Annotated in this window: 31 protein-coding genes; 17 read left to right on the top strand and 14 right to left on the bottom strand. The window is 42.3% G+C overall.

Annotated features, from left to right (window positions below):
- The gene (locus tag NST22_RS03135) at positions 1-711 is read left to right on the top strand and encodes a membrane lipoprotein lipid attachment site-containing protein (RefSeq protein WP_003244238.1); all 711 of its coding nucleotides are present in this window, start codon (positions 1-3) and stop codon (positions 709-711) included.
- A 38-nt stretch (positions 712-749) separates the two neighbouring features.
- On the opposite strand, the gene NST22_RS03130 is transcribed toward NST22_RS03135, so the two are convergent.
- From NST22_RS03130 to NST22_RS03120, 3 genes are all read right to left on the bottom strand, one after another.
- The gene (locus NST22_RS03130) at positions 750-1937 is read right to left on the bottom strand and encodes a glycosyltransferase (protein ID WP_003234124.1); all 1188 of its coding nucleotides are present in this window, start codon (positions 1935-1937) and stop codon (positions 750-752) included.
- 160 nt (positions 1938-2097) lie between these two features.
- Entirely contained in the window at positions 2098-3360 is a 1263-nt protein-coding gene (locus NST22_RS03125) for a glycoside hydrolase family 18 protein (RefSeq protein WP_003234126.1), read from the bottom strand.
- 126 nt (positions 3361-3486) lie between these two features.
- Positions 3487-4161 carry a GntR family transcriptional regulator gene (locus NST22_RS03120; protein WP_003234129.1) on the bottom strand — a complete coding sequence of 225 codons (675 nt, stop codon included), beginning with the start codon at positions 4159-4161 and terminating at the stop codon, positions 3487-3489.
- Between the two features lie 248 nt (positions 4162-4409).
- Between NST22_RS03120 and NST22_RS03115 the strand changes: the two genes are divergently transcribed.
- A complete protein-coding gene (locus NST22_RS03115; protein ID WP_003234130.1) occupies positions 4410-5147 on the top strand; it encodes a sulfite exporter TauE/SafE family protein in 738 nt (245 codons plus the stop codon).
- Positions 5148-5182: 35 nt separating this feature from the next.
- Here NST22_RS03115 and NST22_RS03110 read toward each other — a convergent pair whose 3' ends face one another.
- Positions 5183-6391 carry a Bcr/CflA family efflux MFS transporter gene (locus NST22_RS03110; protein ID WP_003234132.1) on the bottom strand — a complete coding sequence of 403 codons (1209 nt, stop codon included), beginning with the start codon at positions 6389-6391 and terminating at the stop codon, positions 5183-5185.
- 310 nt (positions 6392-6701) lie between these two features.
- Between NST22_RS03110 and NST22_RS03105 the strand changes: the two genes are divergently transcribed.
- Together NST22_RS03105 and NST22_RS03100 are read left to right on the top strand one after the other, a co-directional pair.
- Positions 6702-7196, top strand: coding sequence for a MarR family transcriptional regulator (locus tag NST22_RS03105; RefSeq protein ID WP_010886424.1), 495 nt, complete (start codon positions 6702-6704; stop codon positions 7194-7196).
- A gap of 15 nt (positions 7197-7211) precedes the next feature.
- Complete coding sequence (locus tag NST22_RS03100) at positions 7212-7841, top strand: nitroreductase family protein (protein ID WP_003234135.1); 630 nt, start codon at positions 7212-7214, stop codon at positions 7839-7841.
- A gap of 145 nt (positions 7842-7986) precedes the next feature.
- On the opposite strand, the gene NST22_RS03095 is transcribed toward NST22_RS03100, so the two are convergent.
- Together NST22_RS03095 and NST22_RS03090 are read right to left on the bottom strand one after the other, a co-directional pair.
- Positions 7987-10644 (bottom strand): MMPL family transporter, encoded by a 2658-nt coding sequence (locus tag NST22_RS03095; RefSeq protein ID WP_003242658.1) that lies wholly within the window; start codon positions 10642-10644, stop codon positions 7987-7989.
- Entirely contained in the window at positions 10641-11099 is a 459-nt protein-coding gene (locus NST22_RS03090; protein WP_003242874.1) for a MarR family transcriptional regulator, read from the bottom strand. Before NST22_RS03090 ends, NST22_RS03095 begins: the two co-directional genes overlap by 4 nt.
- A 168-nt stretch (positions 11100-11267) precedes the next feature.
- Here NST22_RS03090 and dinB point away from each other — a divergent pair, with 168 nt between their 5' ends.
- The 3 genes from dinB to vmlR all read left to right on the top strand — a co-directional run bounded on the left by dinB (position 11268) and on the right by vmlR (position 15297).
- Positions 11268-11786, top strand: a complete 519-nt coding sequence (gene dinB, locus NST22_RS03085) for a damage-inducible protein DinB (protein ID WP_003234141.1) — start codon at positions 11268-11270, stop codon at positions 11784-11786.
- A 171-nt stretch (positions 11787-11957) separates the two neighbouring features.
- Complete coding sequence (locus NST22_RS03080) at positions 11958-13334, top strand: amino acid permease (RefSeq protein WP_003234143.1); 1377 nt, start codon at positions 11958-11960, stop codon at positions 13332-13334.
- Between the two features lie 319 nt (positions 13335-13653).
- On the top strand, positions 13654-15297 hold the full coding sequence (gene vmlR / locus NST22_RS03075; RefSeq protein WP_003234144.1) for an ABC-F type ribosomal protection protein VmlR: 1644 nt from the start codon (positions 13654-13656) through the stop codon (positions 15295-15297).
- 159 nt (positions 15298-15456) lie between these two features.
- Here vmlR and NST22_RS03070 read toward each other — a convergent pair whose 3' ends face one another.
- The 3 genes from NST22_RS03070 to NST22_RS03060 form a co-directional block, all read right to left on the bottom strand.
- Entirely contained in the window at positions 15457-15930 is a 474-nt protein-coding gene (locus NST22_RS03070) for a GNAT family N-acetyltransferase (RefSeq protein ID WP_003234145.1), read from the bottom strand.
- A gap of 162 nt (positions 15931-16092) precedes the next feature.
- On the bottom strand, positions 16093-16437 hold the full coding sequence (locus NST22_RS03065) for a DoxX family protein (protein WP_019846817.1): 345 nt from the start codon (positions 16435-16437) through the stop codon (positions 16093-16095).
- Positions 16434-17021 carry a TetR/AcrR family transcriptional regulator gene (locus tag NST22_RS03060; RefSeq protein WP_003234149.1) on the bottom strand — a complete coding sequence of 196 codons (588 nt, stop codon included), beginning with the start codon at positions 17019-17021 and terminating at the stop codon, positions 16434-16436. The genes NST22_RS03065 and NST22_RS03060 overlap by 4 nt, the downstream gene beginning before the upstream one ends.
- A 298-nt stretch (positions 17022-17319) precedes the next feature.
- Here NST22_RS03060 and NST22_RS03055 point away from each other — a divergent pair, with 298 nt between their 5' ends.
- From NST22_RS03055 to cotP, 3 genes are read left to right on the top strand one after another with little or no spacing between them, the layout of a single operon-like run.
- On the top strand, positions 17320-17592 hold the full coding sequence (locus NST22_RS03055) for a spore germination protein (protein WP_003243854.1): 273 nt from the start codon (positions 17320-17322) through the stop codon (positions 17590-17592).
- 13 nt (positions 17593-17605) lie between these two features.
- Positions 17606-17848 (top strand): spore germination protein, encoded by a 243-nt coding sequence (locus tag NST22_RS03050; protein ID WP_003234151.1) that lies wholly within the window; start codon positions 17606-17608, stop codon positions 17846-17848.
- A gap of 12 nt (positions 17849-17860) precedes the next feature.
- Complete coding sequence (cotP, locus tag NST22_RS03045) at positions 17861-18292, top strand: spore coat protein CotP (RefSeq protein WP_003234154.1); 432 nt, start codon at positions 17861-17863, stop codon at positions 18290-18292.
- A gap of 14 nt (positions 18293-18306) precedes the next feature.
- On the opposite strand, the gene NST22_RS03040 is transcribed toward cotP, so the two are convergent.
- Positions 18307-19014: a DUF421 domain-containing protein gene (locus NST22_RS03040; RefSeq protein WP_003234156.1), complete on the bottom strand. Its 708-nt coding sequence runs from the start codon at positions 19012-19014 to the stop codon at positions 18307-18309.
- Positions 19015-19222: 208 nt separating this feature from the next.
- Between NST22_RS03040 and NST22_RS03035 the strand changes: the two genes are divergently transcribed.
- From NST22_RS03035 to NST22_RS03020, 4 genes are all read left to right on the top strand, one after another.
- Complete coding sequence (locus tag NST22_RS03035; protein ID WP_003234158.1) at positions 19223-19804, top strand: DUF421 domain-containing protein; 582 nt, start codon at positions 19223-19225, stop codon at positions 19802-19804.
- 123 nt (positions 19805-19927) lie between these two features.
- Positions 19928-20158 (top strand): spore germination protein, encoded by a 231-nt coding sequence (locus tag NST22_RS03030; RefSeq protein WP_003244212.1) that lies wholly within the window; start codon positions 19928-19930, stop codon positions 20156-20158.
- A gap of 33 nt (positions 20159-20191) precedes the next feature.
- Positions 20192-20485 carry a hypothetical protein gene (locus NST22_RS03025; protein ID WP_009969672.1) on the top strand — a complete coding sequence of 98 codons (294 nt, stop codon included), beginning with the start codon at positions 20192-20194 and terminating at the stop codon, positions 20483-20485.
- Between the two features lie 204 nt (positions 20486-20689).
- Positions 20690-20926 (top strand): spore germination protein, encoded by a 237-nt coding sequence (locus NST22_RS03020; RefSeq protein WP_003244342.1) that lies wholly within the window; start codon positions 20690-20692, stop codon positions 20924-20926.
- Positions 20927-20965: 39 nt separating this feature from the next.
- On the opposite strand, the gene NST22_RS03015 is transcribed toward NST22_RS03020, so the two are convergent.
- The 4 genes from NST22_RS03015 to NST22_RS03000 all read right to left on the bottom strand — a co-directional run bounded on the left by NST22_RS03015 (position 20966) and on the right by NST22_RS03000 (position 23555).
- Positions 20966-21304 carry a thioredoxin family protein gene (locus NST22_RS03015; protein ID WP_339232954.1) on the bottom strand — a complete coding sequence of 113 codons (339 nt, stop codon included), beginning with the start codon at positions 21302-21304 and terminating at the stop codon, positions 20966-20968.
- A 185-nt stretch (positions 21305-21489) separates the two neighbouring features.
- Complete coding sequence (locus NST22_RS03010; protein ID WP_003234169.1) at positions 21490-21879, bottom strand: DoxX family protein; 390 nt, start codon at positions 21877-21879, stop codon at positions 21490-21492.
- Between the two features lie 101 nt (positions 21880-21980).
- On the bottom strand, positions 21981-22919 hold the full coding sequence (locus NST22_RS03005; protein WP_003234172.1) for a ring-cleaving dioxygenase: 939 nt from the start codon (positions 22917-22919) through the stop codon (positions 21981-21983).
- A 15-nt stretch (positions 22920-22934) separates the two neighbouring features.
- Entirely contained in the window at positions 22935-23555 is a 621-nt protein-coding gene (locus NST22_RS03000; protein ID WP_003244392.1) for a nitroreductase family protein, read from the bottom strand.
- 475 nt (positions 23556-24030) lie between these two features.
- Between NST22_RS03000 and mneP the strand changes: the two genes are divergently transcribed.
- From mneP to NST22_RS02985, 3 genes are all read left to right on the top strand, one after another.
- Complete coding sequence (gene mneP, locus NST22_RS02995) at positions 24031-24924, top strand: manganese transporter MneP (RefSeq protein WP_003244477.1); 894 nt, start codon at positions 24031-24033, stop codon at positions 24922-24924.
- Between the two features lie 110 nt (positions 24925-25034).
- On the top strand, positions 25035-25847 hold the full coding sequence (locus NST22_RS02990) for a MerR family transcriptional regulator (RefSeq protein ID WP_003244218.1): 813 nt from the start codon (positions 25035-25037) through the stop codon (positions 25845-25847).
- A gap of 89 nt (positions 25848-25936) precedes the next feature.
- The gene (locus tag NST22_RS02985; RefSeq protein WP_003242513.1) at positions 25937-26626 is read left to right on the top strand and encodes a DUF554 domain-containing protein; all 690 of its coding nucleotides are present in this window, start codon (positions 25937-25939) and stop codon (positions 26624-26626) included.
- Positions 26627-26699 lie beyond the last annotated feature (73 nt).

Genomic DNA, 26699 nt, shown 5'->3' with positions numbered 1-26699 from the left:
ATGAGAAGAATTCTTTCAATTCTCGTTTTTGCTATCATGCTTGCGGGCTGCTCATCAAACGCCAGTACTGAAAAACAGCATGCAGGCGGGGAGAAAACAGTAAAAGCTGAGCCGCAAAGCACTTCATCCCAGAAGGACAGCACAGATGATTATCAGCCTAATTCCCAGGTAACTGATGACCGGACATTGCATAAGGTCGGCCAAACGTTTTCAGATGATAAAGGAAAAGCTGTCTTAAAAGATATCAAACAAGTGAACAAAACCTATAAAATTGGCGACGTGGAGTTAACAGTAAAAGAAATGAAGCTGATCCACTTGCGCCCGGACTACAGCATGATTGATTACTTTCATGAGTTAACACACGATGAAGAGTTTGATTTCGTTAAGGTTTTCGTTGATATCAAGAACACCTCTACAAAAAAAGTAAATGTTGCGCCGATTGCATTGATGAAAACAAATACGGGTGAAACCTTTGATTGGAACAAAGATATTTATCTTGAAGAGTTAAACGGCGAATTGGAAGGCGGCGCCGAAAAGTCCGGAAATCTCGGCTTTATTGTGAACGCATCAAGCGGCCATGCTCATGATAAGGCCGCGGATGCTGAGAAGAAAACAAAAGAGATCAAGTGGATCGAAATCACGACAAGTGACGTCTTTGACCATAACCATAAGAAAATCAGTGATGCTCAAAAAATCAAAATCAAGTTTTAAATCAAGAACTCCCGTACAAGGTACGGGAGTTCTTTTTCTTATTTGTTTTTTTGGCGAATCAACTCATCAATCCGCTCCATCACTTCTTCCATGTCCATACATTCTTTGAAGCTTTGATTGATTTTTTTAATGCCTGCCGTATACTGATCGTTGCGCAAAACCTCATCTACGGCCTGTTTTAATATTTGGGCATTGACTTCATCTTTAGAGATGACATAGCCTGCATGGAGTTCAGAGAGACGCTGCGCCACCATCGGCTGATCCTTGTCATGAGGCATGACAACCAGTGGCACGCTGAAATGAATGCCTTCGTTTACGCTGTTCATTCCGCCGTGTGTAATGAAAACATCCGATTGCTCCAGCACTTCCAGCTGAGGGACATACGGAGCAATGATAAAGTTTTCCGGCGCCTGCTTTAATTTGGTCAGGTCCGCTTTTTCTCCGGCAGCGATGACGACTTTTCCGTTAAAGCCTGAAAATGCATCAATACAAAGGTTGAAGAAATCCTCTGTATGATCCAGTACAGTCCCCATTGAAATATAAATGACCTTCTCATCTTTTAGCTGTTCAATCGGGAAATCTGTTTTTTCCGCTCTCTTTGGAAAGCTCGGCCCGATAAATAGACATTCATCCCCGAAACGATCACTTTCTGGCTGAAAATAACGGCTTGTATACACTACGTTCAATTCCCCTTTATTGTTCATGAATTGAACCAGGTTTTTCGGGGCAACACCGTACGTTTCTTTCATTTTTGCCAAAAGGTCTTCGCACTCTTGATCCAATTCAAGCGGCGCTCCAGACTCCGGATGCAGCGGCAGGATTTTCAGATGCTCCTCGCCAAACAGGAAAGACGCCGATGAAGAGACCCCTGGAATATCTAAGTAATCCCTCACCAATTCCCCCGCGCCGAATTTATCATAATAAACAAAATCAAATTGAATGCTCTTAGATAAGTCTTTGACAATCTGTAAAATGTCCAATGACGTTTTGATATGGATTTTCACGAAATCAAGAATGCCATTGGGCGAACCGACATGAATAGGTGTCGTTCGCAGCAGATCCCGGTGAAGATGGACCGTTGCTCCCGCTGCTTCTAATCGTTTTTTATATTTTTCAGTGGATATATAATGGACATCATATCCCTTATCGGAAAACGCTTTCGTAATGCCTAAAGTAGGATTCACATGGCCTTCCGCAGGAAAATTCAAAATCAATACTGTCTTCATGTAGACAACTCCCTCTCAAATCGTATTCTGACTCTTTGTTTGATCAGACTACTACTAATCGTAAAATGGGAACACAACCCATGCAAGGTACAAATGAATGAACTATTCTGCTGCTCTGGACTTAATCAAAAAAAAGACACCCAAGCTCTGGTGTCTTTTTTTACACTTTTCTGATCGTAAAAAATTTCCGCAGAAGCCATGGGCCCGGCGTAAAGCCCAGCGTTAACTGCCAAGCGCCAATAGCCTGCAATCTGTATTCACGGACGATCTGCATCTTCCGGCTCATGCTTCTGACATCCTCAAACCATACCTCATGCGTCCGCCCCTGCTGATCACTGTACCGGAAAAACGGTGATTGATATTCGGCTGAATATTGTATCGGGGCTTGGTACCTCATCGCTCTTTCGATTGCGTTTTGATTTGAAATCGCTGAAGCAACTGTGCCCGGCTGGTACGGGATGATCCAGTCGTACCCGTAGAGCGGGACTCCGATAATGATTTTTCTGCTCGGCACCTGCGCAATCGTAAACTCAATGGTTCTCCTTATTTCAGTAATCGGCGCTACAGGACCCGGCTCACTTCCCGCATGATGCCAATCATAAGCCATGATAAACATATAATTGACAACCGCTCCTATCCCCCCGTAATCGTAGCCCCTCAGCCATGGGATATTATCACTTGTTTTTGCAGGAACAGCTATCGTCAGCACATACCCTCCCGCCTGAAGTCGATCTCTCAGCTGGCGTAAAAATCCAGTGAAAAGATCGCGATCCGCGGCGCTCACCTGCTCAAAATCGATTGTGACACCGCCATATCCCCTTGTGGAAACTAAGTCATAAATGTTGTTGACCAGATTGGTTCTCGCTGTCGGATTGTTTAGCACTTGGTGAACAATCTCCGTACTGAAGCCTCCTGATGTAAGGTTCGTTATTGTTGCCAGCGGCGTGACTCGTCTTTGCCAAGTTGTCTCAATAGCGGCCGCATCATTCAATTGGTTTGCAATGTCGCCGTTCGGTGCAATATGGTATTCGAAAATTGAAATCGAAGACGAGTATGGCGCATAATCATTGATTAATTCCCGATCGAGGTCTGGGTTTCGGAGCACATAAAAACTTAACGTTCCCGCAATGTAATTTGAGATCGAAGGAATCGTTATTTTTGCTCCCGCTTGTAAAGCATTTGGGCTGATGCCCGGATTGGCCGCTCGCAGTCGCTCTAATGGCACAAACGCTTTAGCTGCAATGGCGGTAAGCGTATCTCTCGGCTGGACTGTATATACATAAAGAGGGATAAGCAGAGCCTGCCCCGGCACGATATTCGTTTCATCTAAACCATTCACACCCCGTATTTGATCAACAGAAGCACCGTATCTTCTGCCTATCGAAAACAAAGAATCACCAGGCCCGACGATATGGATAAACATATTTAACCCCCATTATTCGTTAGTCAAACCATCATAAAATCTTATTAACGGGGCCTCTTAGATATGTGGTGAATACATAAAAAAATACCAAGGGTTCTGCTCTCCCTTGGTACCGGATCATACAAATCAATTCTCTTTACCTTCTTCAAGCACATGCTTCAAATGCTCACAGTCATGATTGAAATGAGCCAGCACATGTTGTTTGGCTGCTTCTTTGTTTTTCTTTTTCACTTCTTCAAATATCCTGCGGTGCTCACGCAGTATCGTTTCTGCGCGGTGGTCGCCGGTATAATTAAGGATTCTGCAAAAATGAATCAGGTCATTTACATGCTCAAGCAAATTTTTCAAATGTCTGTTATGGCTGAAATCAACCAGCAGCTCATGAAATTTTTGGTTTAAACGAATGATTTCTGTATCTTCCGTGCCGTTGTGAATCGCTTTCTCTGTTTCTTCAAGCTGTTTTTCGAGTATGGTCAGCTCTTCTTCGTCCGCTTCGTCTATGACTAATTCGACTGCCAGCTGCTCCAGCGGAATTCTGATTTTATAAATCTCATCTACATCTTTTGCCGTTAACGACGTGATCGAAAACCCATTTCGGTCATCCGCTTTTAACAAACCATCTTTCTCAAGCAATCGCATGGCTTCCCTTATCGGAGAGCGGCTGACGCCAAAGCTTTTCGCCAGCTGTGTTTCGTTTATCCGTTCCCCAGGCTTAAAAGTCCCGTTGAAGATCATTTTTTTTAGCTGGTTATAAAATTGCAGGTAGTAGGGAGTCGGCTTATCTAATTTAAAATCGTCCATATATAATACCTCTTTTGAATATATTCAAGGGCTTTTCTTCATCAAAATCATATAACAGATGGTAATGGGAAGCAACAAACTGCCTTGTCAGATCCCTGAATTTGAGGTACGATATGTTTGCTGAACGACGGTCGACGGACTACTGGCAACTGAAAAAACGGCGTGTTTTTCTTCGTCAATAGGACACCATACCTCCGCCAGAATAGCGCACGATTACATTTTTACATCTTTTCAATGGAGGAAAAAATATGCTCATTATTCTTGTTATGTTTCTTCTAGGAATTATTTTAGGCTTTATTGGCGCCGGTGGAGCCGGCTTTGTCATTGCCCTTTTAACGCTTCTTTTCCATATCCCGATTCATACGGCTTTAGGCACTTCGCTTGCCGGCATGGCTTTTACAAGCTTATCAGGGGCATACAGCCACTATCGCGAGGGTAACATTCAAATGAAAATCGGCTTAATAGTCGGAGGCTTTGCTGCGGTTGGCTCATTTTTCGGCGCCAAGCTGACTTCTTTTATTCCGGCTGATTTGCTTCATTATTTGACGGCTGGAATGTTATTTTTATCAGCAATTCTCATTTTAATCAGATTATTTATTTTAAAAGAGAAGGCTCAAGTGAATCAAAGCACTCTTTCAACGTATACGAGAGCGGTCATCTTAGGAATTGCAGCCGGCGTTCTTTCCGGCACATTCGGCATCGGGTCGGCACCTTTTATTCAAATCGGTTTAATGATTATGCTGAATCTGTCCATTCGCCATTCTGTCGGAACGACGATGCTTGTGATCATCCCTCTGGCTGTAGGTGGAGGCATCGGATATATTACAGAAGGTTTTGTTGATTACGTTTTACTTGTCAAAGTTCTGGTCGGGACAATGTGCGGGGCCTATGTAGGCGCGAAATTCACCAACCTCATGCCAAAGGTGGTTTTGAAATCAGCCATCTTTTTGACTCCGGCGATTGCAGGCCTGCTGTTGTTATTCTAAATAAAACAAAAAACCTGACGTCATGTCAGGTTTTTTTATGAATTCTGCCCTACTCGTTCTTTCGTTAATCCAAAAAACGCCAGTGAGCCGATGACAGCTGTCACAAACATGATGGCTCCCATCGGAACGGCTGTTGTCTCATTAATGCCTACAAGCGGTGACACGATTGAACCGAGGAGCAGCGGAAGCATTCCAAGCAGCGCACTTGCACTTCCGGCGCGGTGCCCCTGCTTTTCCATGGCTAGGGTAAACGTGCTGGTCAGAACCATGCCGATCGTAATCATGTAAATGAAAATGGATATGACTAATGTAGCAAGAGGACCGTGAATCATGGTCATGGTTAATAGCACAGCCGTCGCAATCATAGCCGTAATGACCGCTATACGAAGCAGGCTTTTTTCATGAATGATTCCGCCAAAGCGTCCGATGATAAAGCTGCCCGATATAATCGCCAGCCCGTTAATGCCAAAAAGAATACTAAATACCTGCGGAGACACCCCGTAGATATCCTGGTATACAAAAGGCGTACCAGACACATATGCAAAGCTTCCCCCGTGAATAAATCCGACAGTTAACGCGTACCCCATAAAGGATCGATCCTTCAGCAGGCTGCCCATCGTTTTGACGGATGTTCCGATTGAGCTTGGAATCCGTTTTTCCAGCGGAAGCGTTTCTTTTAACCTCAATGCAATCAGAAGAACTAGTAAAAATCCGATGATCATTAAGACGTGAAAAATTGTATGCCACGTTGCGAACGGCAAAAGCAAAATGGCACCGCCTGTCATAGGCGCAACCATTGGCGCCACCGCGGTAATGACCATTAACAGCGAGAAAAATTTAGAAAGCTCTCTTCCGGTAAACACATCGCGGACGATTGCGCGAGACAGCACAAGCCCTGCAGAAGCAGTGAAGCCTTGTAAAAAACGCGCAGCCACTAAAGTTGTTATATTGGGCGACAGTGCACAAAACAGAGAAGATAACGCAAATAAAAAAATACAGATTAATAGCGGTTTTCGTCTTCCCTGCGCATCGCTGACCGGCCCGACAATCAGCTGGCCGATCGTAAGCCCGACCAGACAGGCTGTTAAACTTAACTGAACAAGTGAAGCACTTGCTGATAAATCTTTCGCGATTTCAGGAAAACTTGGCAAATACATATCTATATTAAGCGGGCCCAATATAGCAAGCATGCCGAGCAGAAACGCTAGTGCCAAGCGTTCTTTTCCAGTTGGATTGTGCAGCATGTTATCAAACCTTCCCTTCAACCTAGTCCCTTATATAATGGATGTCAGCTCCAACTATGGATTGAAGCTGTGAAACATTTGTATATTGTATCATAACTTTCAGCCTGTGAAAGCCGCTTGAGCACGGGCCGGCAAAGTGATATTCCGAACACCTATAAATGGGAATGATGCAGGGAATCATCGTGACCAGCATCATCTGAAGAAGCGGCCAGCTTTTTTTGCTAAGTTCTAGCCTAGCGAATTTTATGCGCTGGGAGGTTGTTCAAAAGTGCAAATGGCTTGCAAGATGAAATCAATCGTTGTATATTAATTGACGTGTCAATCATTGATATATCAATTAATAGTTTTGACAGGAAAGAAGGGATGGGTTTTGGCGTCATTTTGTTCAGAGGAAGCCGAGATTTTATATCAGCTGCAAGGCGTGAACAAGGTGATTGGCGTGAAGTTCGAGGCATGCACGGGCATCAGCCAATCTCGTTTGGAATTGCTGACATTGCTTTATCATGCAGATGAGATCAGTCAAAGCGACCTTCAAAAGAAAGTAAATATCGATAGCGCAGCCGTTACCAGACACCTGAAACAGCTGGAATCCAAAGGCATGGTATCAAGGCGGCGCAAGCCTGAGGACAACCGCATCACCCTTGTTCGGTTAACAGACCAAGGAAGAGAGCGAATTGAGTCTTCTAAGAAGGAAAAGGAGCGTTTCATGAAGGAAATGCTCGCAAATGTAAGCGCAGAAGAACGCCGCCTGCTCATTGATGTGCTGGCGCGCATGCGAAACAATATAAATAATATCGAAGCTTAAGAGGAGTGTATCAACATGATCAAAACAAACGATTTTATGGAAATTATGAAAGGCCGCCGTTCTATCCGCAACTATGATCCGGCAGTAAAAATCAGCAAAGAAGAAATGACAGAGATCTTAGAGGAAGCAACAACTGCCCCATCTTCTGTTAACGCGCAGCCATGGCGTTTTCTTGTCATTGACAGCCCGGAAGGAAAAGAAAAGCTCGCACCGCTTGCAAGCTTTAACCAAACACAAGTCACAACATCATCTGCTGTCATCGCTGTATTTGCAGACATGAACAACGCAGACTATCTAGAAGAAATCTATTCAAAAGCCGTGGAACTTGGTTACATGCCGCAGGAGGTCAAAGACAGACAAATCGCCGCGCTGACCGCACATTTTGAAAAGCTTCCGGCACAGGTCAACCGTGAAACGATCCTGATTGACGGAGGTCTTGTTTCCATGCAGCTGATGCTGACTGCACGCGCGCATGGCTACGATACAAACCCGATCGGCGGATACGATAAAGAAAACATCGCGGAAACCTTCGGATTAGATAAAGAACGTTATGTACCGGTTATGCTACTTTCTATCGGAAAAGCAGCAGACGAAGGCTATGCTTCCTACCGTCTGCCGATTGATACAATTGCAGAATGGAAATAAAACAAAGAGCCCGGGAATGTTTTCCGGGCTCTTTGTTTTTAAGTACAGCCGCCGTTTGATCGTCTGATCTTTTTGGGTAACACGTCTGAAGTTAGTCGTTTAGTCATGAAAAAAGAGTGATGACCATTCATCACTCTTCTCTCGATTACTCTTTTCCTTTCTTCCTGCCGAACGGCCACCAGTTTCCTTCTCCAAAGGTCGCAATGATTGCCGGGATGAAGAGCGGAAGTATGACAAGGCCGTAAAGCAAGAGCCCGATGATGATAACACTTGCCACCTGCATCAGTGTATTGACACCTGAAGGCATCATCGCCGCGAACGTACCGGCCAATATAATGGCAGCTGTAATAATGACAGATCCCATTTTGCTCATTGACCTGACGACACCTTGCTCAATGCCAAGGTGCACCTCTTCCTTAAATCGATCCAGCAAGAAGATCGAATAATCTACCCCTAACGCGATCAAGATGACAAAGCTGAAGAATGGCACTGCCCAGCTGACACCCGCGTTTCCTAAGCCGTTTACAAAAATTAATTCTGTTATGGATATCGACGTATAGTACGTCAGCAGCAATGACGCGATCATATAAATCGGCATGATCATTGAGCGGAACAAAATGGTTAACACGATAAACAGGCCTATAATCATAATCACCATTGTTCTGGAGAAGTCCGTTGTGGATAGCTCCTTTAAGTCCGCATTCATACTCGTGACCCCGCCGTACACGATCTGTGCATTCTCCAAAGGAGTGCCGTCAACTTCGTTTGCGACAGCTTTTTTGATTTGGTTTATTGTCGTAATAGCTTGTTCTGAGTACGGATTTGAATCCAGAACGACACTTAATTGAACACCTTTGCCGTCTGCAAAGGAATACTGGTCAATTGACTTCTTAAAGTCTTTGTCCTTCATTACTTGATCAGGAATGAATATGCCAGTATCTCTTACAGTTGGACTTTTGCTCATGTCCTCTAATATATCACTGGAAGCTGTAATACCGTCAGAGACTTTCGTCAGGCCCTCATTTGCGCTTTTCACGCCTTCGGACAGCTTTTTCAGGCTTTCTGTCAGCGTTCCGGCTTGTGCCTGCTGGCCTGAGAGCTGTTGGTTCGCTTGTTCAAGGCCGGTTTGAATCTGGCCAAGCTGTCCGCTTATTGCCGTAAGCTGCTGCACGGTCTGTGCGGTATTGCCGGTTTGGGAAATCTGTTTGCTCACGAGCTGCAGCTGCTGATTGATTTTGCCCAAGCCATCTGCCGCATCGCCCAGTGAACCGCCAGACCCTCCATTTGAGGCCGAGCCGGTTTGCCCTGCCATTTGATTCAGTCCGTTTTCTATATCCGTTAATCCGCTTTGGACATCGGCAATCCCTTTCACCGTCTTATCCAGCCCGTCTGAAACCGATCCTAGCTGGTTATCAATATATAAATCTTTGATTTTTTTACCAGTCGGCTGCGTAATGGTCATAACAGAGTCAACATGATCAACTTTCTCGATCGCTTTGCTGATATTTCCTAGATAGGGGATTGTATCAGCTGTTGTAAGATCTTTGTCTCCTTTTACGACAACATTGATCGGGAACGCTTTTCCTTCCCCGAATCCATCCTTAATGGCCTCGAGAGCTTTTATAGATTTATAATCGCTGCTGATTTCCGCAGTTGAGTCGAATGAAATCTGGTCATCATAGGTCAAGATGAACGGAAGCGTAATCACCACCGTGATGACAATGAACAGAAACGGACGCGCAACGGAGTGTCTGCCGAGAAACGCCCATAGTTTGTTATCACTGTGTGACAGCACTTTCTTAGAAGGCCAGAATAATTTTTCACCCAGCGTCACCATAAATAATGGCAGCAGTGTGTAGAGGATGATCATTAAAATTCCCACACCGACTGCTACCCCTACTGCGGATTGGAAAATCGCAAACTTCGCAAATCCTAAGGCGGAAAATCCGATCAATACCGCAAATCCGCTGATAAATAAGGTTTTTCCCCCTGTGCGGTAAGCGATAAGCGCCGCTTCTTTTTTATCATGCCCGTTTGCCAATTCTTCACGGAACCGTGTAAGAAGCAGTATGCAGTAATCTGTTCCAATGCCGAACAGGATCGCAACTAAGAAGGTTTGCGTAAACGTCGAGATAGGAAAATCAACATTGTATACAAGGATGCCCAGTATAGATTGACTGATCAGATAAGAAAAACCGACAACCACAATCGGGATAAAAGGCGTCACAACAGATCGGAACACGATCAACAGTAAACCGATGATCAGGCAGACTGTTATCACTTCCGTTTTCTTAAGCCCTTCCTCTGAGCTGTGAGCGAAATCCTGGTTGATAAGGGAAGCTCCCGTAATATATGCCGTCAAGTCATCAGGAACGATTTGATAAATCTCGTCCGCAATTTTTTCCGCCTTTTTATCAGAACCTGTAATCGTGACAGGCATGAGAACGGTTTTCTTGTCTTTCGACATCAACTGGTCTTTGACTTCTTTTTCCGCTGACAGAGGAGATGTTACCTCTTCTACACCGTCGATCTTTTTGATTTTATCAATTATTATCCGGAGCTGATTCTCTGTTTCTTTCTTTATAGCGTTGTCTAATGTAAAGACTACACTGATCGAATTATTGTCTTCTCCCGCTTGTTTTAAAATGGCGTTTGCCCTTTCTGAAACAGCATCAGCGGGAAGCTGGGCCTGCCCCTTTTGATTGGCCAGCTCCGTTAAGTTCGGAGAAAACAAACTCAAAACGACGGTAAGTGCTAATACTATGGCTGCAATTGCCCACTTGAATTTGATGATTGCTCTCATTCGGCAGAATCTCCTCCTTTAAATTTGCTTTTTAAAATGGTGAATATCTCGATGATAGAATGTAAGTGTTCCTCATCTATATCATCAATCAACGGTTTGAGCGCGTTAAAGATGGCAGAATCTAATTCTTCTAGTATGTGTTCACCACTGGGTGTAATGTTAATAAGCTTAGAGCGCCTATCACTTTTTTCCGGACAGTCGTCCCATTGAACCAATCCCTTTTCGAGCAGCTTTTTCAGTCTGTTAGAGATCGCGCTCTTATGTACATTTTGGTACATGGCCAGGCTGCCGGGAGAGGTTGGGCCCTTGACTTTTAAAATTTTCAACAGGTCTGCCTGTTCCCTTGAGATATGCTTGAAGACATCCTGATTGATTTCACGATGCACAAATTCTGTCCCTTCAAGCAGGACTTCCACAAACAGGTTTATCGCCTGACATAGCTTTTGTTCATTCAATATCTTCCCCTCCTCATTATAGTTTACCCCGCTAAACTTTATGTTCAATGTCAATTAGTTTATTCCTCTAAACTATATATGTCAACAAATTTTATTTTCGAGCACTCTACATAAGAACTCATGTTCGTGTATAATGAAAGCTATACACACGAAAGGGGGAATTTTAACATGTCAGATTTTGCATTCAAATTGTATGAATATAACGTCTGGGCCAATCAACAAATATTCAACCGATTAAAAGAGCTTCCAAAAGAGATATACCATCAAGAAATTCAAAGCGTGTTTCCGTCAATATCCCATGTATTGTCTCATGTTTATCTTTCTGATCTCGGCTGGATTGAAGTGTTTTCCGGCAAAACCTTGAGCGATGCGTTGGCTTTAGCTGAACAGCTTAAAGAACAGACAGAGGCTAAAGAAATAGAGGAAATGGAAGACCTTTTTCTGAGGTTATCCGAGCGCTATATACTATTTTTACAGCAAAAAGAACAGCTCAATAAGCCACTCCAGATTCAAAATCCCTCAAGCGGAATCATGAAAACAACTGTTTCCGAACTGCTTCCCCACGTTGTCAATCACGGGACATACCACCGCGGCAATATCACAGCAATGCTGCGGCAGGCAGGCTACGCATCCGCACCGACAGATTACGGGCTCTACCTGTTTATGACAAAAACTGAAAAAGCATAAAAAAGCGGCTCCCTAAATGGAGCCGCTTTTTTCGGGAAATAGTCCAAATCACATTAAAATTCTTTTCATCAATCCTTTTTTAGTAAAAAAGATAGAAATTTTAGTGTTATAATAATCATTAAAAATAGATTGCTGACTCAATAAACAATTTTCAATGGAGGAACACATAAAGTGACAGACGACATGACGAAAGACAATATAAATCAGCAAACGTTGCAGAGAGGCTTGAAAAACAGGCATATCCAGCTCATCGCCATCGGCGGAGCCATTGGGACAGGCTTATTTCTCGGCTCGGGCAAATCGATTCATTTTGCCGGACCTTCGATTTTATTTGCTTATATGATCACAGGGATCATTTGCTTTTTAATTATGAGATCGCTGGGTGAACTGCTGTTATCAAACTTGAACTATCACTCTTTTGTGGATTTTGTACAAGACTACCTAGGCGATATGGCAGCTTTTATCACCGGCTGGACATATTGGTTCTGCTGGATTTCCATTGCGATGGCTGATCTGACAGCAGTCGGGCTCTACACTCAATATTGGCTCCCGGGTGTGCCGCAATGGGTGCCTGGCTTAATCGCTCTTATTATTTTACTGATTATGAATCTGGCGACAGTCAAGCTTTTTGGAGAATTAGAATTTTGGTTCGCTTTGATTAAAGTCATTGCCATTTTGGCGTTAATCGTCATTGGCCTTGTGATGATTTTCAAAGGCTTTTCCACAAGCTCAGGAGTGTCCAGCTTCACAAACCTCTGGAGCCACGGAGGCCTGTTCCCGAATGGCATGCACGGGTTTATCCTCTCGTTCCAGATGGTTGTGTTTGCTTTTGTCGGCATTGAGCTTGTCGGGCTTACGGCCGGTGAAACAGAAAACCCTGAAAAAGTAATCCCTAAGGCGATCAACAATATTCCTGTCCGTGTGCTGCTTTTTTATATCGGGGCTCTTCTCGTGATTATGAGCATCTATCCTTGGGATATCATCAATCCCAGCGAAAGCCCATTCGTACAAGTATTTGTCGCTGTTGGCATCGTCGGGGCTGCAAGTATTATCAACTTTGTTGTGTTGACATCCGCTGCTTCAGCATGCAACAGCGCTGTATTCAGTACAAGCCGTATGGTCTATTCCCTGGCGAAAGATCACAATGCGCCTGAGTCAATGGCGAAACTGACTCAGCGTAAAGTGCCTAGAAATGCTTTATTCTTTTCAGCTATCGTGATTTTAATCGGTGTTACGTTAAACTACATCATGCCAGAAGGCGTATTCACCCTGATCACAAGTATTTCAACCGTATGCTTTATCTACATTTGGGGGATTACGGTCATCTGCCATATGAAATACCGCAAAACAAGACCTGAATTAGCGAAAACAAACAAGTTTAAGCTTCCGCTTTATCCGTTTACAAATTACCTGATTCTTGCGTTCCTGGCGTTTGTTCTGGTTGTGCTGGCACTGGCACAGGATACTCGTGTTTCCTTATTTGTCACACCGGTTTGGTTTATTTTGCTGATTGTGATTTATAAAGTGAGAAAAGCGAAGCATCAATAAGACTCAAAACTCCTGCCTCAAAAATGAGAGCAGGAGTTTTTTTGATGAAAATGACCTTTGCTTTTGAATTTAAAGGTATGCTATAGTGTTTGTAATCAAAACAAGAAGGGATGATGGGTGGACAATGATTAACTAATCTTATTTTTACCGTTTGAAATCAATATTTCAAATCAAAAAATAGGATTAGTCTGCCCATTTTCTATATATACGACACTGCTATTTATAAAAAATAGCTTATTTGATCATGCACAGGCACGGCTAATCCTTCCAACACATTTGGGAGGATTTTTTTATTCTCCCTTTAAAGCGAGGGATATGGATGAAAGAGATCGTAACATTAACAAACGTTAGCTATGAAGTAAAGGATCAAACTGTTTTTAAACATGTAAACGCCAGTGTTCAGCAAGGAGATATCATTGGGATTATCGGCAAAAACGGCGCTGGGAAATCTACGTTGCTGCACCTCATTCACAATGACTTAGCCCCTGCACAGGGTCAAATCCTTCGGAAGGATATAAAACTGGCTTTGGTTGAACAGGAAACCGCGGCGTATTCCTTTGCGGATCAGACACCTGCCGAAAAGAAGTTACTGGAGAAATGGCATGTGCCTCTTCGTGATTTTCATCAGTTAAGCGGCGGTGAAAAACTGAAAGCGCGGCTGGCGAAAGGACTATCAGAGGATGCAGATCTGCTGCTGTTAGATGAACCGACAAACCACCTTGATGAAAAAAGCTTGCAATTTCTCATCCAACAGCTGAAACATTATAACGGCACTGTGATTCTCGTTTCTCACGATCGATATTTTTTAGACGAAGCCGCAACAAAAATATGGTCGCTTGAGGATCAGACGCTGATTGAATTCAAAGGGAATTACTCCGGGTATATGAAGTTCCGGGAGAAGAAAAGACTCACCCAGCAGCGTGAATATGAAAAGCAGCAAAAAATGGTTGAACGGATTGAAGCACAAATGAATGGGCTCGCTTCTTGGTCGGAAAAAGCCCATGCTCAATCGACGAAAAAGGAAGGGTTTAAAGAATATCACCGGGTAAAAGCGAAGCGTACGGATGCCCAGATAAAATCCAAGCAGAAGCGGCTTGAAAAAGAGCTTGAAAAAGCAAAGGCGGAACCCGTTACCCCAGAATATACAGTCCGCTTTTCAATCGATACAACCCACAAAACAGGAAAACGTTTTTTAGAAGTTCAGAATGTAACAAAAGCGTTTGGAGAAAGGACTCTCTTTAAAAACGCAAACTTTACAATTCAGCACGGCGAAAAGGTTGCGATCATAGGCCCCAATGGCAGCGGAAAAACGACATTACTGAACATCATTCTGGGACAGGAAACAGCAGAAGGAAGTGTATGGGTGTCGCCGTCCGCAAACATCGGCTATTTAACGCAGGAGGTGTTTGATTTGCCTTTAGAACAAACACCGGAAGAGTTATTTGAGAATGAAACATTCAAAGCAAGGGGGCACGTTCAAAATCTGATGAGGCACTTAGGTTTTACAGCCGCCCAATGGACTGAACCGATCAAGCATATGAGTATGGGTGAGCGTGTAAAGATCAAGCTGATGGCATATATTCTGGAGGAAAAAGACGTGCTGATTTTAGATGAGCCGACAAACCATCTCGACCTGCCGTCACGCGAACAGCTGGAAGAAACACTGTCACAATACAGCGGCACATTGCTGGCGGTTTCACATGACCGATACTTTCTCGAAAAAACAACAAACAGTAAACTCGTCATCTCAAACAACGGCATCGAAAAGCAGTTAAACGACGTTCCTTCAGAAAGAAATGAGCGGGAGGAGCTTCGGTTAAAGCTTGAGACAGAAAGACAAGAAGTGCTGGGAAAGCTCAGTTTTATGACGCCAAATGATAAAGGGTATAAGGAGCTTGATCAGGCTTTCAATGAGCTTACGAAACGAATAAAAGAGCTGGATCATCAAGACAAAAAAGACTGAGGGAGAAAGTTCAAGCGGCATTGAAAAGGACAACAGCTGTTGTCCTTTTTCTTTATATGTTCAAGCCTCCCATGACCTTAATCTTTCTAATGATGACTTATAGTACCCTGCCACCGCTTCCAGATAGGCATGTTGTATTTGGGTAACGTAAGCGGCTTTTCAGCATAGCTGTTTCCGCATACGTATATTGGTCATGGCATAGCCCATCTTCTGATAAAGATAGACGGCTGTCTCGTTGTGTGCAAATACATGTAGAGCCAGCCTTTCCGCACCAAGCTCTCTTGCTCTTTCATCAAGCGTTTGAAGCGCCAATTGAGCAAGTCCTTTTCCGCGAAAGGCTTCATACAATCCAAAGGAATAGATAAACGCTTCCTTTTGCGGATGTAATGGATCAGCATACAGCCAGAGCCAGCCCATTCTTTCTCCTTGGTCATTTGTGATGTTCCAAAAATAATGATTGCTGCTGTCTCGCCCATTCGGAATCATGTTCTCATATGCCTGCTCCGATTTCTCAAATGCCTCTTTTTCCGTCCAAGTTCCTGACGTTATGTTTTGTTTCGCAAAATTTTGCACGGACATCCCGCGAAAGGCTTCGAACTCTTCCTCAGTCATGTCTTCCAAAGTGAATGCCATCCTGTATTCCTCCTTTATAAAAAAAGCCCAGCTGATGCCGGACGAATAACACAGAAATGGAGCTCTATTTTACTGATTCAGTTAATTCCTGGACTTTCTATTATTCGATAAGAAAAGGAGATTTCCTGCAAATGGGCTTGTTCTTAAACATTAGTGAAAAGCTTACGTGTAACTCCCCATGATGATCATGATTGAAACAATCAAACAAATCATCGCTGGTATCGCCATGATGACAGATTGTCTTGCTCGAAACATATGCGCATGAATTGCTCCCGCCATGAGAACGACAAACAGAACACCTGCTCCAATTGCTGCATACCGATTCCAAATTCCCGCTGTCATAGCAAGTGCCCCGGCTATTTCAAGAATGCCAGTAACAGTCAGAAACCATAATGGATATTGATAATGCCGCCAATGCTCAACTTGAAAGGGAACGCGGCTTACCTTTATGATGCCTCCCGCAAGCATAAAAACTGCCAAACTGACTTTCATCATAATAGATATCATCTTACATCATTCCCTTTCGGAAGCATCCCGTAAATTAAAAGATTCACAACCTCTGCTGCGAGGCTTGCCGGATCTTTGATTCCGGTTAACAAAAATGATTCGGTTAAATGTTCAATCATGCCGACCAAACACTCAGCGACAGTTTCCATATCCAGTTCAGAGTGAAAATAGCCAAGCCGCTGTTCTGCTTCTAAGTTCTCTTTCAAAACCATCGCCAAGTCTTTTTTCATTTGTTTTGCTTCCGGGTTGAGAAAAAAGCCGATCTTGGTTAAATCCTTGTCCTCATCCAAAAATTGAAAAACAGTCTCTACAGCTAGCAGTACCCGTTTTGACACATCCTCCGTGTTTAATCCGTTTTCCAGAAGAAGTGACTCTGTCAGCTTTCTGACTCGAGAGTGAAAATCGGTTATTAACTCGGCAAAGATGGCTTCTTTGCTTTGAAAGTACAGGTAAAATGAAGGCTGCGTGAACCCAGCTTTTTTCACAATTTCACTTACCTTCGCGTCATGGAATCCCCGAACCGAAAATTCATTAGCGGCAGCTTTAAGTAATCGTTTTCGGCTTTCTACTCCTTTACTTTTCAACTAGGACCACCCCAAAAATAATACCCACGAGTAATGTTACTCACGAGTATTATTTCATGGCATTAGCTTCATTGTCAATTATTTCAAACTGATCCTGTTTGCCAGCTTCCTTTATTAAAAGGTCTCATGCATTTCGAATAACTGAATCAATTCATTGATTCCTATATCAATGGCTTTTCATTCACTGATAATTGAGCATCACTCCGGGGCCAGATAGAGTTTTGCCCGTAAATGCAAGGAACAATTGGGTGCAGCGGCGCATAATGTACTGTACAGAAAGATGGAAGGGTGTGATGGGATGCCGTCTACAGTAATCAACCTATATTATTTGAAGATCAACAGTATTTCGGGCAATGGTTCAATTACAATAGGCGAAGCTGCTTATAACAGCCCTACCAACAATCAAAAATCTCAAGGGACCAACTCTTCTTTCGGTGATACATCACCTACAGAATCCGTAATGGAAAACTTCTTAAACGATCCTGATGTAAATGACCAGACATCTATCGGCAACTCTGATACATCCAACGTTAATGCTCCTCCGATTGCACCACCGCCAATTTTAGATTAAAGGGGTTTCGTCTATGCCATATCAAATTAATATCGCAAATATTAAGATCAACGGCGTCACGCAAAACGGAAATATAGATGTCGGTCCGACTGTGCACAACAGCCATACTGCGAACAGCAAATATTTTGGAGCAAACTTTTCCTTAGGGGATCTTTCGCCTACGTCTTCACTTTTAAACACTGGAAATATTGATTCAGACGTTAGTGACCAAGACCAAATCGGAAACCCTTCTGCGCCGATTTCAAATCAAATTTAAGGAGAATCTCATATGGATTTCGAAAAAATTCGAAAGTGGCTTGAGATTACGAATGAATATAAACAAAGTGACTTTTGGACAAATGTGCTCAAATATAAAGCCCCGGAACATTTTTTTGATTCCGAAGCTTCTACGTTTGTTTACGACTTTTATCAAGATGAGGAATATAATTTTATCATTGTGGAAATGCCCGGTGTGTATGAGGAAGAATTAACGATCCGTTTACTGTCTAAAACCCAGCTGCTGATCAAAGGAACGATCACGCCTGTTTTTCCAGCCGAAATGGAAGTGCTGCGTGAACGGTATTACGGAGAAATTGAGCGAATCATTCAGCTTCCCGAAGCCGCTGAAACTCATTTGTTACAGATTCAGCTGTTAAACGGGCTTCTGCATATTTCGTACCCAAGACAAGTTGAAACCGTTGCGTTCAATAAGGGGCTTTAAGATTGATTGTTCCTTCATTCCTTATCCATAGGGACTGATATATGGTCTTTATATTGATCCACATAAATATCCCCATTACCCAGCAGCACTGCGTACACGGTCTCTTTCACCTTTATGTCTCTTTTTCGCAATTCTTCCAAAAGCCAGGATTCCGTCAAACGATTCTGCTTTAAATTATTCTCAATGATTTCTCCGTCCATAATAAGTTCTATCGGAAGCCTTTGTTCTTGGTTTACCGCAATCATTAAATCCTGTTTGGTCACATGCCGGAATTGCGGTTTTCTTAACACAGTCAGCTGACCATTCGTTTCAAGAATGGCAAAAAGAACTTCTTCGATATTAAATATTTCTTTTTCCCGTAATTGCTGATTTAAATAATCAAGTGTGTAACGCATTTTCCTCATATTTGATTCAAGTATCTTCCCGTTTTGAATCAGCACTGTTGGATCTCCGGCAAAAAATTTCCTCAGCTTCCTGTTCTTTATCGACAGAAACGAAATTAGAAAAATGGTTAGCACAAAAATACTAAACGAAATGGCCATATTGTGCGGTTTTATTGAAGTATTGTAAGCTAATCCGGCAGCAATCGCCCCTAGTGTGATCGCCGCAATAAAATCAAAAATCGTCATTTGAGAGATTGTCTGTTTGCCTAAAATTCGTTCTGCGATTAACAGCAAGCCAAAGCTGGCAACCGTTCTAATGACAACTTCAAGTTCAATCATGTTATGGCGCTCCCCGCTTCCCAGATTGTTTCGGCCAAAAAACTCCTGTTGCTATCATTGTTTGGCTTAATATATCCATCTATACCAAAAATATTGTTCGGTTCAGGACAGAATGAACCGACTGCCTTTCGGATATATTAAATTGCGATTGGCCGGAAGAAAAGCCAATCCCATGACAAATCTAATTCATCATTGGTCAGGTGGTAGCATGAATTTCACTTGGGAATCTCTTGTTCTCATTGTAGCCGGGGTCATTTTGCTGAGAATTTCAGGAAGGAAATCAATCGCACAAATGACGTCGACTCAAACGGTTGTCATGATTTCGATCGGAACTATTATCGTTCAGCCAATCATCGAGTACAGCCTCTTCAAAACATTAATTGCAGCGGCAATTTTCACAAGCACACTCATCGTTATGGAATGGATCCAAATGAAATCGAACACCATTGAAAAGATGTTAACCGGAAAAGCAAAAATCGTCATTGAAAACGGACAGCTTCATATCGAAAACTTAAAGAAGATGAGACTTACAGCTGACCAGCTTGAAATGCAGCTAAGGCTTCACGGCGTTACGGCTATACAAGATGTCAAAATTGCGACATTAGAGGCAAACGGGCAATTAGGAATAGAATTAACTGATGACGCCAAGCCTTTAACAGTCAGGGATCTGAAAAAACTCATTCACCCCGATTTCATAAATAAGGACGGACAAGCCCAGTCTGGCAATCAGAATATTTTTGATGAAGTTGGCAAAAAAAATAAAAAAAACGTCCCTAAAAAGCTGCATTAACAAAAGGCGCTTGTGGCATTTTGCAGGTTTTTGTCTCTTACTGAAAGTTTTTGCCGTTTTGTTTAAGCAACTGCTGCTCACACACCATATTGTATAAACAGTCATAACAGAGAGGAGAGATGAATGATGAAATTCCCAGTTTATATTCATTCGATATCCGGGAACAGCGTTTTTAATAACGGATTTGCAGTTTCCATCAGCCCGTTCTCTGTGTCTAAAACAACAGAGGGTTCCGGTGGGAGTAATACAGGTTTGGTTTTTGAATCCAATGCTTTAAGCCAAACAAGCTCCGCCAATCAAGCCCAAAATGTAACATATGCGATCCAAGAGCTGCTTTCCAAGCTTTTAGCGTAAAAATTAAGAAATAAACACTTCATGAGGTGCCGTATGGCTTTTCCAATTATTCACACGAACTTTTGGGATGCTGTGATAGCTGTTCCAATCATCATATTGATAACCCAAATCCTCAAAATATTATTGAAAATCCCCAAAACTTTTGTACCGTCAGTTGCCTTAATAACAGGCCTTGTCATTTCTGTTTTCATAAGCCATCGACACAGCCTCTTTTCTGGCGTATTTATGGGCTGGTTTTATGGCTACGCTGCTATAGGCTCCTACTCATCATTAAAAACGACTATCTTATCCTTCAGGCAAACGAAAAACGATACATCAAATTCATAGATGACATATAACGATCTGCCGCCTCTTTATCAGGCGGCTTTATTTCTGCTGATAGGTTGATCATCTTCAAAAGATGATCATTCACTCGCTATTATTTTTACCATTATGTTGATGCAATGATATAAAAACGCAATATCATAGAAGTAAATAGACTGCCAGCGTCCTTTATGACAGCTACTTCTGAGTGAAAGGAGTTTTTGAAGCATGCGATCTCAAATCAACATCTCAAATCTCACGATAAATGGAATGACACAAAACGCCAATACAGATATCGGACAAAACTTGCAAAACAGCCATACTGCGAACAGCAAAAATTACGGAGTGAATTTCACATTAGGAGATTACTCTCCTTCTCATTCAATTATTATTTCAGCAAGTTGTGATAATGATACAAGTGATCAAGGGCAGGTTGATAACCCTTCTTCGCCTAGTGAAGAATAAAAAAAGAACTCATTTGAGTTCTTTTTTTGCCTTATTCCTTTATTCGCCTTCATATAATCGATAAACCCTTTTCAGCTTTTGTTCAAGCTGTTCAAAATGAACAAAACGGGCTTCTCTTAGAAACTCAGTCCCATCAATGAACAAAAGAAGCACAGGAACGGTGAAAACTGAAAATCTGCCGGCGACCTCTGCTACATCGTCAGCATTGATATGCCCCAATTTGATGTTTGGAAACTGATCCAATACTATTCCGAGCTGGGGCAGAACTGCGTGACATACTGTACAGCCAGGCCTTGATATATAAATAAAACTGAATTTGTGCTGTTTGATAAAGTTTTCTATAGAAACTAATGAATGTAATCCTGTCATCTCTTTCATCCATTTACTCCTTCAAATAGGTCTGTTTTTCATGACCAAGCTCATCAATACGTATCATTCACTATACAGATTTATATTTATGATATCCGCTTTTTTGCTTTGCAGAGTACCTGCAAGCTTGCCGAAAATGTGAAAATAAAAGAACAGTTACTGACAAGCAGCAACTGTTCTTACATACTTTCGTATTAAAAATGCAAAGCGTAAGCTCCTGAACCGATGAGTGCAACCCCTATGGAAACTGCAATGAGCACCAGGTTATATTCAAAACCTCCGGCGCCATTCGCAAAACCTTTCGCTCCATGGACTTTTACGATAGCACCTAACATGATGATTGTTATGATAGCAGCTCCAAGCGGGAGGAATACGCCTAAAATAAATAGAATTCCGCTTACTAACTCCCCAAGACCTGATAGAGCGGCCGCAACGTTTCCTGGTTTCACCCCAATTGATTCGAACCATTGTCCGGTTCCTTTAATCCCGTATCCGCCAAACCAGCCGAATAATTTTTGTGTGCCATAAAACAAAAACACCACACCAATCATTATACGAATAAGCAACAGTCCTGCATCTTCCATTTGTATCTCTCCTCATCTTTGATTTTATCTGATTCTTTGCTGACAGTACCATCCAGCAATCATCAATTGAATATATGTTTCTTTATTTTTTATGTGTCAAATCAATCTAACTCTCTTACTTCAAACGGCAGCAGCCCTTGTTCAATTTGTGTGCGATGCGGTTCATATTGCACAGGCAGCATCAGTTTTTCGCCCATTGTTTCCTGTGTTTCATCATGTGCAAAGCCTGGGGGATCAGTTGCGATTTCAAACAGGATTTCCCCGTGTTCCCTGAAGTAAATGGCATTAAAGTAGTTTCTATCCCGAACAGGAGTTACACCATATCCGTGGGAAGCAATATATCTTTGCCAATCTAACTGATCTTCATCATCGTTAGCCCGCCAAGCGATGTGATGCACCGTTCCGGCCCCCATTTGCCCGCGGCCAATAGGCGTTAACTTAAGGTCAATCACATTTCCGATATCACCGGCGGAACGATAACGAACGAAGTCTCCTTCTTTGCCGACTCGCTCCAGCCCCATGATGTTTTCTAAAAGGTCAGCGGTTTTGTCAGGCTGCTCTGATAATAGGGTTGCACCCCCAAAACCTTTAATGGCAACATCGGGCGTTACTTCTCCGAAAGTCCACGTATTAGCCTCTCCTTCTTCTCTTTCCACGATTTCTAAGTGCAGTCCATGAGGATCATCAAATTCTACATATTGTTCCCCAAAGCGCTCGATTTTGGTGTAGGGAACGTTGAACTTTTCTAGTCTCTTTTCCCAAAATGCCATAGCCCCTTTCGGCACGACATACGAAGTCACGCCAACTTGACCGTCTCCAATGACGCCTTGGCGGGCTCCGGCCCACGGAAAGAAGGTAATGATTGTTCCCGGCTTCCCGCCTTCATTCCCAAAATAAAGATGATACGTACCTGGGTCATCAAAATTGACAGTTTGCTTGACCAAACGAAGCCCAAGCACTCCTGCGTAAAAATCTGTGTTCTCTTGAGGGTGACCGACAATCGCTGTAATATGATGAATTCCCATCGTTTTTTTAGCCATTTTTATCCGCTCCTTTTACATATACTCAACAAACTCATTCACAGGCTTCCGGTAGCCGCGCGGTCTTCTGCTCTCTGTTTTTTCTTTTCCAATCGTAATCATCATGACAACCTCAAATTGGTCGTCTATGTTCAAAATCCGTTTTACGGCTTCCGCATCAAAGCCGATCATCGGGCAGGTATCCCAGCCTTTTTCCTTAGCACTCAGCATAAACATCATCGCAGAAAGTGAAGCATTCCTTATCGCCTCATCTCTCTTAAATTGTTCTCCCCTGTTTTCATAAAACGAAACGGTGTCTTGCACCATGTGGTCATACTCTTGCTTATTTAATATCCCCAATACCTTTAAACCTTCATAGATATCGGCCGCTTGTTGATATGCCTGCTTATCCCCTAATACCAAGAGAACCGCAGAAGAGCTAACCACTTTATATTGTCCGTTTGCGGCCTGCTTCAGCTTTTCCTTTACGTCCTGGTCAAGAACCGTCACATATTTTGTATGCTGCAAATTAAAAGCCGATGGTGCCAATGCAACCAATTCAAACATCTCATTGAGATCTTCTTTTGTGATTGGATGACCTGAAAGAAAATTGCTTGCAGATCGTCTTTCATTGACTAAATGAGTAAATTCAGCCATTACGCTACACTCCCTTTTATCTCGAATTCGAGATATTATGTTATAAAAAATCATATTGAATATTGTGTAAAAGAACTGACAACGATTGAACACTTAGAGTTGCGCTTGATCGCTGATCTTTCCGACCAAATATCTCAAATTAAAATATCTTGAATATGAGATAATAGTAAAATACAGATCTTCTCATGTCAATAGGTTTTTGAAAATTAGGTGGAAATTTTTCACTGACGGCAGCATTTTAATAGCGAATCATCACTGTTGTTACATAAGAACTCATTTGTTTGCTGTATGACCTTTTTAGCATAGCTCCAACTTTTTTTCTGTCACCTTATTTATTAGTAAACAGGAAACAACGTTGCTATAGACCCACTCGAAATTGAATTGGTATGATAAACAAAGTGATTACACAGGAAAGGATACGGAGAGCGTATATAGAGCACTCCTATTTTTTTGTGCAGTTTTATAGGAGGAAAAAATGGCAAGTGAAAGAGAACAAATAAGCAGAAAAGTTGCTTTGATTGCATTGATCGCCAATCTGATCTTAATGGCAGGAAAGGTCTTTTTTGGGCTGGTAGGCGATAGTGAAGCCGTGTTTGCAGACGGAATACATTCCGCGGCAGATGTCGTTGCTTCGATTGCAGTCTTGGCAGTGATCGGAATTTCCAATAAACCGCCCGATCAAGACCATCCTTTTGGTCACGGAAAAGCTGAAGTCATTAGTGAGGCGATTGTAGGAATTATCTTAGTGATCGTATCCGTTTATATCCTCATAGAAGCGATTCTGTCCTTTGTTAAAGGGCCAAGCGTTCCCCAATACAGCGCATTGTTTGCGGCTCTGATTTCGTACGTGGCTAAGGAAATCTTATATCGTTATTCTATAAAGCAAGGGAAAAAATGGAACAGCAAAGCGATTATAGCGATTGCGTACGATCATAAAGGCGATATCGTTGCCTCTCTTGCCGCTTTTATCGGCGTCCTGTTGGCTATCATCGGAAACAGCCGTGGATGGTCCTATCTGTTGTACGCCGATGCCATTGCCAGTGCAATCGTTGCTTACCTCATTTTTAAGATTTCAATGGAATTAATCAGGCCGTCTGTTGATGTGCTCATGGAAAAGAGTGTTGATCCCGAGCTGATAGAGGAATATAAAGCTGTTATTTTTCAATGTGATCAGGTAAAACGAATTGATAGAATCCGCGCGCGAGAACATGGCCACTATAAATTGCTTGATGTCCGTTTATCTTTGGATCATGATTTGACAATTAAGCAGGGACACGACATTGCCCGCGAAATTCGAAATGAAATCAAAAGACAGTTTTCAGATGTAGAAGAAGTGCTCATCCATGTAAATCCTTATTTCGAAGAATGAAAAGCTCCTTTTTAGAAGGAGTTTTTTCTTTATGCTGCAAACTTTACCTTTAGTACTCGCCGTACTATATAATGTGTGTATATCAATCATAGGACAGAAAGGTTGTTAGAATGAAGGAATTTTTTTCGATTGGAGAAGTGTCAAAGTTATTCAATGTGAAAATCTCTGCTCTTCGGTATTATGATGAAATCGGCCTTTTGAAACCGGAATATAAAGATGAGCAAACGAACTATAGATATTATTCTACCCAACAGTTTGAGCGGCTGGATACCATCAAGTATTTGAGGGCCCTAGGCCTGCCAATCAATAAGCTTCTTGATTTTTATAACTCTCAAAATACAAACACTCTTCTTCATTTACTAAAAAGCCAGCAGGTTGAAATTGATCGCAAGAAGAAAGAATTGGAACGCATTGAACGAAAGATCTCCCGACGCATCACACATATAGAAGATGCCGTTAACATGCCGTTACATCAAATTTCAAAAATCAAACTTCCCGCAATGCGTGTGGCCTATTTGCAGCATGAATATGTTCTCGGCCATGATATCGAACATTCGTTAGCTGAATTGAGAACCCACCTGAATGTAAACGAAGATATATTCATAGGCAAGATTGGTTTATCCATTTCTGCAGCAAATGTGAAAGCAAAACAGTTTGACAAATATTCCAGTATATTTATGATTCTTGAAGATGAAAATGAAAAAACTTCTTCAGAAATCATCTTTCCTTCAAGAGAATATCTGCAAATTAGGTTTAAAGGGTCACATCCAGAAGCCGAACCATACTACAAAAAATTACTGGCATATATGAAAGAACATCATTATGAGGTAGCAGGGGACTCAATCGAAATCACACTCATTGATTATGGCATTACGAATAACCTAGATAATTACGTGACTGAAATCCTGCTGCCCATCAAATAATCTCATGAATATGTTTTGATCTCCCTTGACTCTCTACTAACTAGAGGGTTTATTTTTTATGCAGGAATGATTTTTGGAGGAGAAAGCTTATGTTTGGAACGATTTTTAACACAGTGATGATCATTGCAGGAAGCATAATCGGGGGGATATTCAAAAAAGGCATTAAAGATGAATACCAGGATATTTTGATGCAGGCAATGGGATTCGCTGCGGTCGCACTGGGGATCAACGCCATTACACAGCATTTGCCTGATAGTAAATACCCCATTCTATTCATCGTGAGTTTAGCCATTGGAGGTTTGCTAGGCCAGATCATCAATTTAGAATTACGATTCAACAAGCTGGTGAACAAATTTTCTAAAAGCAATTTAGCAGAGGGCTTATCAACTGCGGTCTTATTATTTTGTATAGGTTCGCTGTCAATATTAGGCCCTGTTGAAGCCGCTTTGCATGGAGATTATACATACCTTCTGACAAACGGGATGTTAGATGGGATCACCTCCATTGTGCTCGCTTCAACTTTTGGTTTTGGAATAGCGGCTGCCGCACTTGTATTATTTTCCTGGCAGGGCTCCATCTATTTATTTGCACAAGTAATGGAGAGCGCAATCAATACAGACCTTATTAATGAAATCACAATTGTGGGAGGCATACTCATCCTCAGTTCAGGTCTAAGCATTCTTGGAATCAAGAAGTTCAAAACACTGAATCTGCTGCCTTCCCTCCTGATCCCTCCTGTTGTGATTTTTGTGATTCATGCATTTGGATTGCGGTTTTAATGAAGCGGCTCCACAAAGGAGGTTAATATTCTGTTATATTGATTTTCAATAATCTGTTTCAATCGTTTTTTTC

This window comes from Bacillus sp. PS237, assembly GCF_037963345.1.
Lineage (GTDB): Bacteria > Bacillota > Bacilli > Bacillales > Bacillaceae > Bacillus > Bacillus subtilis.
Note: the sequence above shows the minus strand (reverse complement) of the source record. Positions and strands in the feature narration are given on the sequence as shown.